The following is a 14,386-nucleotide window of genomic DNA, read 5'->3' on the forward strand; positions in this document are numbered from 1 at the left end:
TCGTAAGCTAGGTCAAAGTCGAAGCCTTTAGATAGGTCTAAGTTAAAGTTTTTCTCTAACTGCTCATATTTACCTGGGCTAAAGTCACGTGGTGTATCTGGACCTAAAGACGCATTAACTGTGTTGTAAATAAAGTAACGAGATTCATTTAGGCCAACAGTACCACTTAAATCATAAAGTACGTCTTTCATGAAGCCGTCTGTAAATTCACCTTTAGTACCAATGGTTAAAGAGGTGTCAGTGATGTTGCCACCAAAGTTTGGTGTAAAGCCACCAGGGATCATTTCGTTAAATGCAAAACAATCTGGATTGTTAGCCACACCGTTAATGTAAGCAGGGTCGTCTAAAACATTACCGTCTGTAATTGAAATAGTAGGACAGTTGGCGCTCATGTCGTCAGTTAAGTCTGCAACAAGAAGTGTTGCGCCATCATCGTTTGAGTATACACCAGAACGAGTATGCGGGTTACGGTAGTAAAAACCACCACGTACGTCGCGCTCAGAGTAGTTACCAAACATGTAAAATTGTGAACTGTTTGTTAGGTCTAGGCCTACATTACCAAAAAGTGAGATATCGTCATCAACTTCTGGTGCACCCCAAACTTGAGCAAGAGACGAGACTTCAGGTACACCTGCTGCTGCAAAACCTGCCGCATCTGGGCGTTGAACTGAGCGACTAGTCGCATCTGCTGTTTTATATTGGAAACTTAAGTTGGCAAAACCACTGTCTGTAAATGGTAAACCTACGTTACCAGAAATTTGAGTGGTATCGCCGTCGCCTTCAAAATATTGACCTTTACGAACTTCGAACTTACCGCCTTCTGAAGCGTCTTTTAATTGGAAGTTCATTACACCTGCGATGGCGTCAGATCCGTACTGAGCAGCTGCACCGTCACGAAGTACTTCAACTTGTTTAATTGCAATGCTAGGAATAACTGAAATATCTGAACCTTGTGCACCATCGTTAATACCACCACCTAAAAAGGCGATTACAGATGCACGGTGACGACGTTTGCCGTTTAAAAGTATTAAGGTGCTGTCTGATGGTAAACCACGAAGGTTAGCAGGGCGAACAAGTGATGCTGCATCACTAATCGGGTTTTGATGAACGTTGAAAGAAGGAACAGAGCCTTTTAGAAGTTCTAGCATGTCAGTATTGCCTGACTTTTCTAGTTCTTCACCACCAATAATATCAATAGGTACAGGTGAGTCACCAATTGAACGTGGAGCTGAACGCGTACCTACTACAGCGATTTTCTCTACATTTTTATTAACTTTAACTTCGCTTTGTTCATCTGCTGCTATTGCAGAGCCCGAGATAAATAATCCGGCGGTGGTTGTGGCTAATGCAAATTTAATCGCTTGGTTTAGCGCATTGTTTTTTAATTTCATTCTAAATTTCCCCAGTTAGAATAATTTTGTTTTAGTCGTGCTTTAAAGCACGCCTTAATCATAATTGTGGAACGAACAGAGTGGTTTAAGCCGATTGAAATATCGATTCAAAAGAGCATAAATGCTCAGCTTCTGTTAATTCCTGAATACAGACTATACATAAAAAACAACAAGAGCAATTATTAATTAACTATTAAATAACAAAACTTTAATTGGGTAAAAAATCCAAAGGTGGTGCATTTTAATGCCGATTATAACCATTTGTGTGCAGGTTGGGTTATATTTGGGAATATTAATGCAGGTGAGGAAGGGCTTTTCGAGGTTGTTTTTTTAACTTTCATCCTGTTTTTTTGTTTTTGTTTGCAAATTTGTTAATTTCCATGTTGCTAATTTTTCTCTATATTCGTCCCACACACATGAATAACAATTGCCACTGCCGCAACATTCATCAGATTTTGGTTTTTCAGGTTTTTGTGGAATTTGAGTTGTGAAATCAGGCATAGTTTATTCTTTTGGGCACTAGTTTGGTGCAAAGGATAAAGTATAGTCATAATCAAGTAAATTATTCTTTGTTAACTCATCAGCATGTGTGAAAATAAACACATGCGATTATATAAAGTTATCCACCGAGCTCCTTGGCGTGTAGTAAAAATTAGTAAAAGACGTCAGCAGCTTCGTTTTCGTCGTGCTATGGTGGCGCTTAAAATTGCACTTGCTCAAGAAAAAAAAGAAACCAAAGAAATGCTTTTTATATACAAGCGATACACACAAGGGCAAACAAACAGTGCAGAGCTTAAACGCGCCAATGAGCAGTTTGTTGATATACTGAAAGGTTTAGGCTTAGGTATATTTGCAGTGCTTCCTTTTGCTCCACTTACTATCCCTCTCGTTGTTAAGTTAGGTCGCCTTGTTGGTGTTGATGTTTTACCCAGCTCGTTTAGCATTAATAAATCAATAAAAGAGCTAGATAATGAGGTAGTTCAAGCAAATCAAAATTCAACTAAAAAAAACATATTAAAAAAGTAACAACAAAAACCCTTCAATTAGCGATACCTTTTAATAGTGCTTATTGGTATGCTCACAAGTACCATTTTTATAATATATGAGCTATTTAATGAGTGCATTACTTCGCAATACATCCTCTGGTATCCCTTTATCATTTATTCTTAAAAGCGAACTCTCTGATTGGCAAGCAAAGCAGCCTTTATTTATACAAAATTGGTTAAGCAATACCGGTTTTGAAAAGCAAGGTTTAGCGTTAATTCCAGATCCTGACTCAGGGCAGCTAAACCAAGTAATTTGCTTAATGCAAAGCGCAGATGACTTTTGGGCTGCGGGCAATTTAGCTAATGCGTTACCTGCAGGTAGTTATCAAATTCAAGGTGATGACACGTTTATAGAGCAAGTTGCTTTAGGCTTTGTTCTTGGCGGATACGAATTTAGTGAATACAAAGAAAAACCGACGCTAAAAGCAGAGCTGTGTATTGAAAACGAGCTTTTATACACACGAATTAAACAACAAGCCGATGCTATTTTTTTAGCGCGTGATTTAGTCAATACACCGGCGGTTGATATGATGCCGCAACATTTATCGCAAGTGATGGAAGATTTAGCTTCATCTCATGGTGGAGAGTTTTCACAATGGGTTGGTGATGAACTGTTAGAGCAAAACTATCCAACAATCCATATGGTAGGCCGTGCAAGTGAAAATAAACCGCGTTTACTTGATTTGAAGTGGGGGGCCGATGATGCACCACTTATAACGCTTGTTGGTAAAGGGGTGTGCTTTGACTCTGGCGGGCTCGATTTAAAGCCAAGCTCTGGTATGCGCAACATGAAAAAAGACATGGGCGGTGCAGCGCATGTAATTGCATTAGCCCAGTTAATCATGGCGGCTAAATTGCCTGTTCGTTTACGTGTGCTAGTACCCGCAGTTGAAAATGCGGTATCACGAAATGCATTTCGCCCAGGTGATGTAATAAAAACGCGCAAAGGTATTATGGTTGAAATTGATAATACGGATGCTGAAGGGCGTTTGGTCTTGTGTGATGCGCTAAGTGAAGCACAAAATGATAATCCAGAACTTATTATTGATTTTGCAACATTAACAGGGGCATGTCGTGTAGCGTTAGGTACTGAGCTACCTGGTTTCTTTTCTACAGAGCGTGATGTAGCTAACGGTATAATTGATGCGGGCTTAAGTGTGAACGACCCTGTTTGGCAATTACCCTTGTTTGAGCAGTACCGCGGATTTTTGAAAAGTGACGTTGCAGATATGGCTAACTGTTCAAGTACGCCATTTGGTGGCGCAATTACTGCTGCGCTTTACTTAAAAGAGTTTGTAGAGCCAACCACACCTTGGGTACATTTTGATGTAATGGCGTGGAACCTTCGTTCGTTACCAGGTCGCCCAGCAGGCGGTGAAGCGCTTGGTATTAGAGCCGTGTTTAACTATTTACAAAACCGCTTTAATCATTAATTAACCGTGAAACATTAGCGCTATATGAAGCTTAAACTTCATATAGCTCTAGCGGCAAATCATCAGGGTCGGCAAAAAAAGTAAACTTTTTACCTGTAATTTCATCAATTCTAATTTCTTCCACAGCCACACTTTTACTTTCTAAATATTCTTTTGCTTTAGTTACATTGTTAACTTTAAATGCTAAATGGCGTAAGCCTTGTGCTTCGGGGTAACTAGGCCTTGATGGTGCACCTTCAAACGAAAATAACTCAACTTGGCTTCCATCAGGCATAGCTAAGTCTAACTTATACGAATTACGCTCAGCCCTGTAATGCTCGTTAACAATATTAAGTTTTAAAATTTCACTGTAAAAATGTTTAGAGCGAGCATAATCACTGCAAATAATCGCAGTGTGATGAATACCTAAAAGCTCCATAAATGTGTCTTCCTTAAACAAAAAACGCACTAAAAAGTGCGTTTTAATTCTATATTTTCAAAGCGAGCTTATTCAGCGTCTTTACATGCTTTAACAGCCGGAGCAACTAACTCTAAACCTGTTTGAGTGCAAGGCGGTAATTGTGCGTCGCTAAGGCTAGTTGGGGTTACACGTTCACCCCATTTTATATAACTTGCAGCCCATGTTAAACCAGCACCAAATGCTGCAGACATAATGTTTGAATGAGGCTTTATCAACCCTTGTTCAACCGCTTCACATAGCGCAATTGCAATAGTGGCAGCTGATGTGTTGCCATAATCTGCAATGTTAACCATTACTTTTTCATCAGGCACTTTTAAACGGTGCTGAATTGCTTGAATAATGCGTAAGTTAGCTTGATGTGGTACCAGTACGTTTATGTCGTCTAGGCTTAAATTAGCTTGTTCGAGCACGTCGTCACAGGCTTCACTCATTCCTTTTACGGCACGTTTAAATATTTCGCGCCCTTCAAATAACAGATCAGACGGACCAATGGGCTCATATTTGTTTAAATCACTACCAAAGTTAGTGATATGAAGAATGTCGCGGTCTTCACTATCACACCCTGTTTTAGTGCCAAGTAAACCTGCGGGTGTTTCTGCCGCTTCTAGTACAACGGCACCAGCGCCATCACCAAATAGCACGGCACTGTCGCGGCGCGCCCAGTTTACATACCAAGTCATTCGCTCAGCAGCAATAACAACCGCTTTTTTGATCATGCCAGCTTGAATTTGCGCAGTAGCAGCTTGTAATGCATATAAAAAGCCAGAGCACGCAGCATTTGTATCCATAGCAGCTGCGCCTGTTGCGCCGATATTTTTTTGCACTTGCGATGCGGTATTTGCAACAACTGTTGAAGGCGTACAGGTTGCAAGTATGACAAGATCAATCTCTTTTGCGTCAACACCTGCGCAAGCAAGCGCGTGTTTTGCAGCAATGGTTGCCAGCTCTGCTGTACTTACATGGCTTACACGGCGAGATTTGATGCCAGTACGCGTGGTGATCCACTCGTCGGTGGTATCAACTATTTCGCTAATTTCATCGTTGCTAATACTTGCTGGTGGTATGCATTTGCCCCAACCAGTGATATGTGCGTATGGCATAGTGTGTTCTCTTAAGGTGGTATAACTTCAATTTATTACCGGCAAGTTATACCAAAAATCAACTTGTAAGACTAGTTTATAGCGTGCTTTGTATCGTAAATATTCGCTATTAAAGGTTTTTTAAGGTAAAGCTAGTATAAAAAAGGAGCATCTATGAAAACAGCACTCACAACATTATCGTCAATTGTATTGGCAATGTTCGCTAATAATGTAAGCGCAGCACATTCTAAAATTATTTACGCAGGTAGTTTACTTGTGGCACCTGAGCAAGCGCTAAAAAAAGAACAAACCTTGATTGTTACCCATGACAAAATAGTGTCAATTAAAGATGGTTATATATCAAAGTCAGCACTTAATTTACCCGATGCTGACATAATTAATTTAAAAAACCAGTTTGTTATGCCTGGTTTGATTGACATGCATGTGCATGTAACTTTTGAACGTGATGCTAAAGCAAACCCTCACCGTTGGGCTACAGAATATGAGGCCGATTACGCGCTGCGTTCCATTAAGTATTTAGAACGTACGCTTGATGCGGGTTTTACGTCGGTGCGTGACTTAGGCAGCGATTACCAAGTTATTTTTCCGCTAAAACGCGCTATTGAGCGAAAAGATATTGCCGGTCCTCGTATTTTTGCAGCGGGTAATACAATATCCCCAAGCGGCGGTCATGCTGATATGCATGGCTACAGAAAAGATATAACCGATGTTTTTAAAACGACACTAGGAATTTGTAATGGCGCTGACGATTGCCGCCGTGCAGTGAGAGAAGTTATTAAAAGCGGTGCCGACGTAATTAAAATTACCGCAACGGGTGGTGTTTTAAGTAATACCGCAGCGGGAGTGAATCAGCAACTCACTGATGATGAGCTGGCTGCCATTGTAGATACGGCTCATCATTTAGGGCGCAAGGTAACAGCACATGCCCACGGAACAGAAGGTATAAAAGCAGCGCTTAGAGCTGGGGTTGATTCAATAGAACACGGTTCTTATTTAGATAAAAAAACAGTCGATTTATTCAACAAAACGCAGGCCTATTTAGTTCCTACTTTGCTTGCTGGTGCCACGGTAAGTGAAGAGGTACTAACTAATCCTAATATGCCAGCGGCAATTGCCAATAAAGTGCGAGAAGTAACGCCTAAAATGCAAGCATCGTTTAAATTAGCGCTTAAAAATAAGGTCAATATTGCCTTTGGTACCGACTCGGGCGTATCCCGTCATGGTCTTAATGCAAACGAATTTAGTTTAATGGTTGATAATGGAATGAGTGAGGCGCATGCAATAAAATCAGCCACGGTGTATGCTGCTAAATTGTTAGGACAAAGCCATCAGTTAGGCGACTTGAGTGTTGGCAAACAAGCAGATATTATCAGCGTAAATGGCTCGCCACTTGAAGACATAAACGTACTTAAAAACGTGCAATTTGTCATGAAAGCAGGGCAAATTTACAAGCAATAGGGAAGCACATGAGCAGCAAAATTAAAGCGTCGTTGTTTAATCATTTAATTGAGGCTGAGCGTCAATTACTTGAGCCTGAGGTTCGCCAATCAGAACGTGCACTCGATGCTTTACTCGACGATGAGTTTATCGAAATTGCTGCTAATGGCACGTCATTTAATAAATACCAAGTACTCACACGCCTACCCACTGAAGTGGTGCCGCAGTTTTATAATCAGCATTTTAAAGGCCGAATGTTGAGCGTTGATGTGGCGCAAATAAGTTATCAAGCAGCGTATAGACGCTCTGCCCGTGCCGAATTTAATTATTCACTTCGCATGTCGTTATGGCGTAAAAATAGCGCACAGCAATGGCAAATGGTGTTTCATCAAGGCACACCTTGCGCTGCTTTTACAATTTCAATGGACGATGAGTAACGTTCTACCACAGTTCATTTTTATATATTAAATTGGAAAATCATTGTTTTGTTAATGCAAACCGATCCCACTATCAGCCGTTTACTTATGTTACGAAGCGGCGCCATTGCAGTACAATTAGTTGCTGTATTAAGTGTCTATTTTTTGCTTGATTACCAGTTAGCGTTACTGCCCTTACTTGGTGTGATTGCTTTAGAGGCGGTATTTCAACTAATCAGTTTATTTGCCTACCGACACGTTAGTCACGCTAAGCCCTCAGTTATGTTGATGCAACTCACTGCTGACGTTTTATTTTTAACTATTTTGCTTTCTTTAAGTGGCGGAGCTACCAATGCCTTTGTGTCTTTGTTGCTGCTACCCATTATGATAGCAGCGGTCACATTGCGTGAAAAAGGCTTAGCTTATATTGCGTTACTTGCCATTGCAGCATACAGCTTTTTATTAATAAATATGCCCGATCACAGTATGCATCAAATGAACATGAGCGGCCATTTTATTGGCATGTGGGTTAACTTCGTTTTAAGTACCAGTGTAATAGCGCTTGTAATAGGGGCCATGAGCCGCACGCTAAAAGAACGCGAACGCATTATTGGCAAAGCAAGAGAAAAACAATTACGAAATGAGCAGTTAGTCACGCTTGATGGCGCAGCAGCACAAATAACTCATCAGTTAGCAACACCGATAGCTAACTTACAATTACTGTTTGAAGAGCTATTAGAAGACCAACCTGACAATGCTATTGTTAAGCAAATGCAACCTCCTCTTATACAATGTCGAGCGCAACTTAATAGTTTTAGAGCGCTTTCAGAGCAAATAAGGGTTAAAAATGCTAAAGATCAAATAACCATAACGCAGTTACAAACAGCCATCAGCGATACCTTTGTATTACAATACCCTGATCAACACATAAAATGGGCTGCTTCCTCAATTACCGCCGTGCTTTTAAGTGATGCAATGTTGTTACCGGCTATATTAAATTTGTTGCAAAATGCGGCTATTGCAAATCAAAAGCAAGGTAAAACAAAGCTTGAATTAAGTTGGGAGCTAAGCCCACAAGAACACCACATATACTTATTAATTCGTGATTTTGGTAATGGTTTTACCGATTCACAATTAGCGGAGCTAGGCGGGCAAGTAATGCCTAGTGAGCAAGGCATGGGGTTAGCTGTATTGTTATCTAACGTCACGTTTGAACGTCTAAATGGCTCGTTAACGTTATTTAACCATAAAGAAGGCGGTGCCGTAGCAAAGGTTAAGTTAGCCATTATTAATAGCGAGCAAACAGCATAATGAAGTTACTGATAATTGAAGATGATATAAATTTAGCCAGTACGCTTGCTAGGCGTTTAACTAAGCAAGGCTTCACCTGTGATGTTGCGCATAACCAAAGCGACGCATTATTGCGTGCGCGCCAATTAGTACCCGACTCAATTTTACTAGACATGAAACTTGGAGACGACAATGGCTTAATGCTTATAAAGCCACTGCGCAACTTATTAGAAAATACACATATAGTCTTACTAACTGGGTTTGCTAGCATTGCCACTGCGGTTGAAGCAATGCGCTTAGGGGCAAACGATTATTTAACTAAACCTATTGATATGGCAACATTATTAAAAGCACTCAATAACGAAACAAGTGAACTTCAAACGAGTATTGATGATGCTGTTATGTCGCCTGAGCGCTTAGAATGGGAGCATATTCAGCAAGTACTACACAGTAATAATGGCAATATATCGGTCACAGCTAGGCAATTAAATATGCATAGACGCACATTGCAACGTAAGTTACAAAAAAAGCCGGTTCAGCACTAACCGCTTAAGGAAAATAAATGGGTGAAAATGCAGGCACACTAATGCGTAATCGAAAAATTATATTATTCGACTCACAATGTAAATTATGTAGTGCTTGGTGTAATTTTATAATTAGTAACGACACCAATGCTATTTTTAAACTATGCAGCGTGCAATCCCCAAAAGGTGAGTTGCTATTAACTCACTTTGGCTTTTCAACTACACAATACGCCTCGATGGTGTACTTAGAAAACGGCAAAGTATTCACGCAAAGCCATGCTTTTTTTGAAGTAGTAAAGCAGCTTGGTTACCCTTACAAACTAGCAACTATTTTTAGTGTTTTACCTAACACCTTTAATAATTGGCTGTACGATAAAATTGCTCTAAACCGTTATACCTTATTTGGCAAATACCAATACTGCAGAGTCCCCAGTCCAGATGATGCAAAACATTATTTAATTTGAACGCAGATACAGAGATTTATTAACGTATTGAATCATATTCTCCATTAGACAAATATATAAAGCAGTATAATAATCGCAATGATACGATATGCTGTTTATGCATTGGACAGCTGTTTCAGACTTTCCAATATATTACAGCACCGACTGGTACAACTAATTGATTAAGTTAAGTAATTAAGCAGTTTGAAAAATCTACACGGTATTGCGAAGTCCCAAAAAACCAGGTCTTGAAATGTTTAAAAAAGTAGAGGTTTTTGCCTTTGGCTGATTACTGCTAATCTTGAAGTGTTAATTTATAAAAATTGATAGGTTATAAAATGCCAGGGCTCTTAAGTTAGAGTGTACGAATACGCTATAGAACATTCTTCCCCAACAATTAATAGAAACCAAATATGAAAAAATTTATATCTAAATTTTTAGTTTTAATATTAGTTATTTTTTCTGCAAAAGCTTTTCCTTTTCAGGAAAAAATTGAATGTGAAAAAATATCTTGGGGCGAACTTTTCAAGAATCAAAATGATTTGGTTGGAACTAAGGTGTGCTTAGTTGGACATTACGGACACCTTGATTTTTATGAAGATCGTGCTGCTTTAGAAAAAATGTCAAAGCAATACTTAGTATTCCCATTTTACGGTGATGTAACTGAGGGGTTTGTTAAGCATTGTAGTGATCGAATGCTTTTAGTGGAGGGCGTTATTTCCAGCCATGAAAAAAGTAAAGCACCACGAATTAGAAAAGTAACTAGGTTAAGCCCAGTCTCGGCCCCTGAATATAGCTGCTTAGAGCAAATATCAGGTTTCGTGAATTAAAGCGTACTATTGGTGGACCCAATTATGTGATTGGTCAGCTATAAGTAGATGCTTGGCTTAAGTGGCTGTGCTAAAATCGCCGCGTTTTAAATTATCAGGGCTTTGAAATGGCAAGTACAGCGCACGCACTCCACATATTGGTTAAACACAAAGAAATAGCAGAAGACATTATTAAGCAATTAGGTAAAGGTGCAAAGTTTCAAACTTTAGCTAAAAAATATTCGTCGTGCCCATCGGGTAAAAAAGGTGGTGATTTAGGTGAATTTAGACGCGGACAGATGGTCCCGCAGTTTGACAATATAGCCTTTAATGGCGCTATTTTAGAGCCGCACCTAGTTAAAACTAAATTTGGCTGGCATGTTATTAAAGTACTTTATCGTACTTAAAGTAAATTTATTGGGTAATTAAAAAGGCTGCAACGCGCAGCCTTTATTGTTTGCCTAACTCATTAAGCTTCTTGCTTAGCCTCTTCTTCACTAATTTGTTTAAGTGCTTGAATGAATGAGTCGCTTGGTTGCCCGCCAGTGAGTGCGTATTTATCGTTTATGATAAACGTAGGCACTGAGGTAATACCCATTTGTTTAAAGTTATTTTGCTCTTGGCGTACAGCTTGAACATATTTGTCTGAGTGTAAAATACTGCGGGCCTCTTCTTTATCAAGGCCAACACTTTGCACTACATCAAGCAGAGCGTCTTCTTGATTTAAATATTTTAAATCAGTGAAGTGTGCCTCAAAGAAGGCGAGTTTAAGCTGTGTTTGTTTATCTTCCTCACGTGCCCACATTAATAAACGGTGCAAATCAAAGCTGTTGATCATGATACGTTTACCATCAAAGTTAAACGTAAACCCAGCACGCTGTCCTGCTTCGAACATGTTTTTACGATTTTCATCGCCTTGCTCTTCAGTTAGGTTGTACTTTTGCATTAAATGTTCGTTTAAGTCTTGACCCTCAACTGGCATATCTGGATTTAGCTCAAAAGGATGCCATGTAATATCTGCACTCATTTCGTCTTTGAGTTGGCCAAGCGCTGTCTCTAGGTTTTTATAACCAACCACACACCATGGGCACATTACGTCTGACACGATATCAATTTTAAAGTTTTTCATATTCATCCTTTTGCGGATTGCTTTGGTATAAAAGGGATATTGGGATGAAGTATGCATTATCAATCCTTAAACTAAAAAGAGCAGCTAATTGCTGCTCTTTATAAAGGGTTTAAGCGTTAAGCCCAAACGGGTCGTCGATACTATAACTTGGTTGTGTAAACCAATGTGGGCCGCTGTCGGTCATATAAAAGTGATCCTCTAAACGCACCCCAAACTCATCGGGTATTACTAGCATTGGCTCGTTACTAAAACACATGCCCGATGCAAGTGGAGTTTTATTTCCACCTACTAAGTAGGGCCATTCGTGAATATCTAAGCCAATTCCATGGCCCGTACGATGCGGGCAGCCGGGTGTTTGATACTGTGGCCCTAATCCTTGTGCTGCTAAATAGTGACGAGCACTTGCGTCAACATCTTCGCAGGTAGCACCAATACTCGCGGCGTTAAATGCGGCGAGTTGCGCTGCTTTTTCATGATCCCAAAACATGCGTTGGCGTGGTGTTGGTTCACCAAATACATACGTGCGGGTTATGTCTGAAAGGTAATCGTGTACTTTGCAGCCGGTATCTATTAATACCATATCGCCTTTTTTAAGTACTTGCGCATCTTTAACACCATGTGGAAATGACGTCGCAACACCAAACAATACAATGCAAAAATAGTTACCTGGTGCGCCTACCTTTTGATGCGCTTTTTTAATAAAGGCTTCTACTTCTGTGGTGGTAATACCTTCGTAAAGCATACTCGCAGTGGCTTGGTGAACGGCTAAGGTCATGTCCATTGCACATTGCATAAGCGCTAATTCGTTTACTGATTTATGCATTCTACAATGTGCAGTAACGCTTTGTGCATTAATTATATTTAAGCTTTTTTGTGCTTTGTTAATACCATCGAATATAAAAAACTGCGCACTTTCATCAATGCCAATGGTGGCGTCGTTACTAATATTGAGTTGCTTCAATACGCTAACAAATAGCGCATAAGGATTTTCGTGCTCTTGCCAGCCGTGTATTGGTCCTTCAACCACTTTAAAGCCATTAAGGGTACCAATTTCAAAATACGGGGCTATGTATTGTACTTCACCAATCGCAGGTAGTATTGCGCCAACCATTCGCTCGCTTGCGTACCACTTCATGCCTGTAAAGTAGGTCAGGTTAGTGCCTGCATTTAAGTATATGGCATCGATGTTGTTAGCCGCCATATAAGCTTGTGCTTTTGCTATACGTTCAAGGTGTTCGTCAGCCTGAATAGGCGTTAACGATTGGGTCATATTATTTAAGCTGGCTAATGCTTGTTCTGGGGTTTGTGTGCCAATACCGATTGTGCTCATTAGGCTTCTCCTTGAAATTTTAGCCATTGTGAGCAATGCCTATTTTAAATTCAATGTTATGCGACTAGTAGCATGGATAAGTGTTTAAAGATTGCTTGGAATGAGTTGGATTAGGTGGTTGTAAAATAAAAGGGGTGAAATACACCTAATGCCGATCAGTTAAGAAATATTTTAATGATCGGTTGACCGATCTTTTATAGATGTAAGAATCCGATGAGCATTTGCCATCGGATTTTTTTATGAATATTAAAACAGCTTTAGACACCGCATTTAATGCCAGTACCCAATTTCATTCGTTTGAAAAGCTCTCGTCATTTCTACAGCCATCTATTATTGATGAGGCTTTTGTTGAAGCGGGAGTCGCCACCGTCAGAAAGCGTCGCTTACCTCTTGAATCTGTGATGTGGTGTGTCATGGGGATGAGTCTTTTTAGGCAAGAGTCAGTGTGGAATATTGCGACTAAGATGGATATTGCACTACCAGGTAAAACACCGCTTGTTGCACCCAGTGCGATGGTTCAGGCGCGACAGCGCCTAGGAACCGAAGCTGTCGAAAAATCCTTTAAGAAGATGGCTAAGCATTGGTATCAACAAAATAAATTCGAAACATGGAATGGACTAAATTTGCTCGGTGTCGATGGGGTTGTGTGGAGAACGGCTGATACCGCTCAAAACCGTGAAAAGTATGGCTCTGGTAGTACTCAGTATGGCGATACGGCATTTCCTCAAATCCGCATGGTGTGCCAAATGGAGCTGACAAGCCACCAACTCATTAATAGTGCGTTTGATAAATACAAATCGAATGAAATGGTGCTAGCAGAGCAGCTAATTAATGATACGCCGAATCATTCACTGACCCTGTTTGACCGTGGTTTTTATTCCTTAGGCTTGCTGCATCAATGGCAAAAAGCGGGAGAGGAAAGACACTGGATGATACCGGCAAGAAAAGGACTCCAATTTGATGTAATAAAAAGTTATAGCCGTGTAGATAAACAGGTAAGGCTGAGAGCCACTCCACAAGCGAGAAAGAAGTTCCCCGAGCTGCCGGACGAGATTGAGGCGCGACTAATTACGAAAAAAGTTAAAGGGAAAGAGTGCCGAATTCTTACATCGCTTACCGATGTAATGCGTTACCCCAGTGACGAAATTGTAGACTTATACAGCCACCGCTGGGAAATTGAGTTAGGGTATCGTGAAATGAAACAGACGCTACTGAACAGTGAATACACGCTTAGAAGCAAACGCCAAGACATGGTTGAGCAAGAATTATGGGGGTTACTGCTTGCTTACAACTTGATAAGAGTGGCTATGACCGAAGCGGCTACACGTAAAGGTATCTGGCCAAATCAGCTAAGCTTCAGCGGGTGCTCAAGCGCGGTTGTGGCCTTCTTACTTACAACGGGACTTACAAGCTCAGGAAAACTCCCTGTGCTGTATGAAAACCTCATCAATCAGCTAACTTATTACGAGCTTCCGACGAGGCGGGAAGACAGGTTCTACCCTCGGAGGGTCAAACCCAAACCAAGCAAATACCCCACAAAAAAGAAAAATACCAGTCAGCTTAACTGACTGGCATTAG

Annotated in this window: 16 protein-coding genes; 10 read left to right on the forward strand and 6 right to left on the reverse strand. The window is 40.4% G+C overall.

All coding sequences use genetic code 11. The annotated features are described in order from the left end of the window. Together ATS71_RS19000 and ATS71_RS18450 are read right to left on the reverse strand one after the other, a co-directional pair. Positions 1 to 1,391, reverse strand: a 1,391-nt coding sequence (locus ATS71_RS19000; protein ID WP_235591460.1) for a TonB-dependent receptor plug domain-containing protein, incomplete at its 3' end; no start/stop codon positions are given. A gap of 330 nt (positions 1,392 to 1,721) precedes the next feature. Further along, the gene (locus ATS71_RS18450) at positions 1,722 to 1,892 is read right to left on the reverse strand and encodes an oxidoreductase-like domain-containing protein (RefSeq protein ID WP_082653613.1); all 171 of its coding nucleotides are present in this window, start codon (positions 1,890 to 1,892) and stop codon (positions 1,722 to 1,724) included. Positions 1,893 to 1,994: 102 nt separating this feature from the next. On the opposite strand from ATS71_RS18450, the gene ATS71_RS09515 reads away from it, so the two are divergent. Both ATS71_RS09515 and ATS71_RS09520 read left to right on the forward strand, forming a co-directional pair. After that, positions 1,995 to 2,417, forward strand: coding sequence for a hypothetical protein (locus ATS71_RS09515; protein WP_058404619.1), 423 nt, complete (start codon positions 1,995 to 1,997; stop codon positions 2,415 to 2,417). A gap of 88 nt (positions 2,418 to 2,505) precedes the next feature. After that, a complete protein-coding gene (locus ATS71_RS09520) occupies positions 2,506 to 3,870 on the forward strand; it encodes a leucyl aminopeptidase family protein (RefSeq protein ID WP_058404620.1) in 1,365 nt (454 codons plus the stop codon). Between the two features lie 31 nt (positions 3,871 to 3,901). Here the strand turns inward: ATS71_RS09520 and gloA2 are convergent, their stop codons facing one another. Continuing rightward, complete coding sequence (gloA2, locus tag ATS71_RS09525) at positions 3,902 to 4,288, reverse strand: SMU1112c/YaeR family gloxylase I-like metalloprotein (RefSeq protein ID WP_058404621.1); 387 nt, start codon at positions 4,286 to 4,288, stop codon at positions 3,902 to 3,904. A gap of 68 nt (positions 4,289 to 4,356) precedes the next feature. Further along, positions 4,357 to 5,430 (reverse strand): ketoacyl-ACP synthase III, encoded by a 1,074-nt coding sequence (locus ATS71_RS09530; RefSeq protein ID WP_058404622.1) that lies wholly within the window; start codon positions 5,428 to 5,430, stop codon positions 4,357 to 4,359. A 153-nt stretch (positions 5,431 to 5,583) separates the two neighbouring features. Between ATS71_RS09530 and ATS71_RS09535 the strand changes: the two genes are divergently transcribed. From ATS71_RS09535 to ATS71_RS09565, 7 genes are all read left to right on the forward strand, one after another. After that, positions 5,584 to 6,888 (forward strand): metal-dependent hydrolase family protein, encoded by a 1,305-nt coding sequence (locus ATS71_RS09535; protein ID WP_058404623.1) that lies wholly within the window; start codon positions 5,584 to 5,586, stop codon positions 6,886 to 6,888. 8 nt (positions 6,889 to 6,896) lie between these two features. Then, positions 6,897 to 7,304 carry a nuclear transport factor 2 family protein gene (locus tag ATS71_RS09540; RefSeq protein WP_058404624.1) on the forward strand — a complete coding sequence of 136 codons (408 nt, stop codon included), beginning with the start codon at positions 6,897 to 6,899 and terminating at the stop codon, positions 7,302 to 7,304. 54 nt (positions 7,305 to 7,358) lie between these two features. After that, positions 7,359 to 8,594: a sensor histidine kinase gene (locus tag ATS71_RS09545; RefSeq protein ID WP_201020864.1), complete on the forward strand. Its 1,236-nt coding sequence runs from the start codon at positions 7,359 to 7,361 to the stop codon at positions 8,592 to 8,594. After that, a complete protein-coding gene (locus ATS71_RS09550) occupies positions 8,594 to 9,118 on the forward strand; it encodes a response regulator transcription factor (protein ID WP_058404626.1) in 525 nt (174 codons plus the stop codon). The genes ATS71_RS09545 and ATS71_RS09550 overlap by 1 nt, the downstream gene beginning before the upstream one ends. A 17-nt stretch (positions 9,119 to 9,135) precedes the next feature. After that, on the forward strand, positions 9,136 to 9,561 hold the full coding sequence (locus ATS71_RS09555; RefSeq protein WP_058404627.1) for a thiol-disulfide oxidoreductase DCC family protein: 426 nt from the start codon (positions 9,136 to 9,138) through the stop codon (positions 9,559 to 9,561). A gap of 392 nt (positions 9,562 to 9,953) precedes the next feature. Beyond that, a complete protein-coding gene (locus ATS71_RS09560) occupies positions 9,954 to 10,370 on the forward strand; it encodes a hypothetical protein (protein WP_058404628.1) in 417 nt (138 codons plus the stop codon). Positions 10,371 to 10,477: 107 nt separating this feature from the next. Next, on the forward strand, positions 10,478 to 10,756 hold the full coding sequence (locus ATS71_RS09565) for a peptidylprolyl isomerase (RefSeq protein ID WP_058404629.1): 279 nt from the start codon (positions 10,478 to 10,480) through the stop codon (positions 10,754 to 10,756). 62 nt (positions 10,757 to 10,818) lie between these two features. Here ATS71_RS09565 and ATS71_RS09570 read toward each other — a convergent pair whose 3' ends face one another. After that, positions 10,819 to 11,478 (reverse strand): DsbA family oxidoreductase, encoded by a 660-nt coding sequence (locus ATS71_RS09570; protein WP_058404630.1) that lies wholly within the window; start codon positions 11,476 to 11,478, stop codon positions 10,819 to 10,821. Positions 11,479 to 11,587: 109 nt separating this feature from the next. Beyond that, positions 11,588 to 12,808 carry a M24 family metallopeptidase gene (locus ATS71_RS09575; RefSeq protein WP_058404631.1) on the reverse strand — a complete coding sequence of 407 codons (1,221 nt, stop codon included), beginning with the start codon at positions 12,806 to 12,808 and terminating at the stop codon, positions 11,588 to 11,590. 239 nt (positions 12,809 to 13,047) lie between these two features. Here ATS71_RS09575 and ATS71_RS09580 point away from each other — a divergent pair, with 239 nt between their 5' ends. After that, entirely contained in the window at positions 13,048 to 14,376 is a 1,329-nt protein-coding gene (locus ATS71_RS09580; RefSeq protein ID WP_058404632.1) for an IS4 family transposase, read from the forward strand. Positions 14,377 to 14,386: the final 10 nt, after the last annotated feature.

It is taken from the genome of Pseudoalteromonas sp. H71 (genome assembly GCF_001468485.1).
In the GTDB taxonomy this organism is placed as follows: domain Bacteria; phylum Pseudomonadota; class Gammaproteobacteria; order Enterobacterales; family Alteromonadaceae; genus Pseudoalteromonas.

Excerpts from the sequence above, each read along its gene's own strand:
- ATS71_RS09520 (WP_058404620.1), top strand. The coding sequence starts at position 2,506 with ATGAGTGCATTACTTCGCAATACATCCTCTGGTATCCCTTTATCATTT.
- gloA2 (WP_058404621.1), bottom strand. The coding sequence starts at position 4,288 with ATGGAGCTTTTAGGTATTCATCACACTGCGATTATTTGCAGTGATTAT.
- ATS71_RS18450 (WP_082653613.1), bottom strand. The coding sequence starts at position 1,892 with ATGCCTGATTTCACAACTCAAATTCCACAAAAACCTGAAAAACCAAAA.
- ATS71_RS09575 (WP_058404631.1), bottom strand. The coding sequence starts at position 12,808 with ATGAGCACAATCGGTATTGGCACACAAACCCCAGAACAAGCATTAGCC.
- ATS71_RS09545 (WP_201020864.1), top strand. The coding sequence starts at position 7,359 with ATGCAAACCGATCCCACTATCAGCCGTTTACTTATGTTACGAAGCGGC.
- ATS71_RS09555 (WP_058404627.1), top strand. The coding sequence starts at position 9,136 with ATGGGTGAAAATGCAGGCACACTAATGCGTAATCGAAAAATTATATTA.
- ATS71_RS09530 (WP_058404622.1), bottom strand. The coding sequence starts at position 5,430 with ATGCCATACGCACATATCACTGGTTGGGGCAAATGCATACCACCAGCA.
- ATS71_RS09550 (WP_058404626.1), top strand. The coding sequence starts at position 8,594 with ATGAAGTTACTGATAATTGAAGATGATATAAATTTAGCCAGTACGCTT.
- ATS71_RS09565 (WP_058404629.1), top strand. The coding sequence starts at position 10,478 with ATGGCAAGTACAGCGCACGCACTCCACATATTGGTTAAACACAAAGAA.
- ATS71_RS09560 (WP_058404628.1), top strand. The coding sequence starts at position 9,954 with ATGAAAAAATTTATATCTAAATTTTTAGTTTTAATATTAGTTATTTTT.
- ATS71_RS09570 (WP_058404630.1), bottom strand. The coding sequence starts at position 11,478 with ATGAAAAACTTTAAAATTGATATCGTGTCAGACGTAATGTGCCCATGG.
- ATS71_RS09540 (WP_058404624.1), top strand. The coding sequence starts at position 6,897 with ATGAGCAGCAAAATTAAAGCGTCGTTGTTTAATCATTTAATTGAGGCT.
- ATS71_RS09580 (WP_058404632.1), top strand. The coding sequence starts at position 13,048 with ATGAATATTAAAACAGCTTTAGACACCGCATTTAATGCCAGTACCCAA.
- ATS71_RS09515 (WP_058404619.1), top strand. The coding sequence starts at position 1,995 with ATGCGATTATATAAAGTTATCCACCGAGCTCCTTGGCGTGTAGTAAAA.
- ATS71_RS09535 (WP_058404623.1), top strand. The coding sequence starts at position 5,584 with ATGAAAACAGCACTCACAACATTATCGTCAATTGTATTGGCAATGTTC.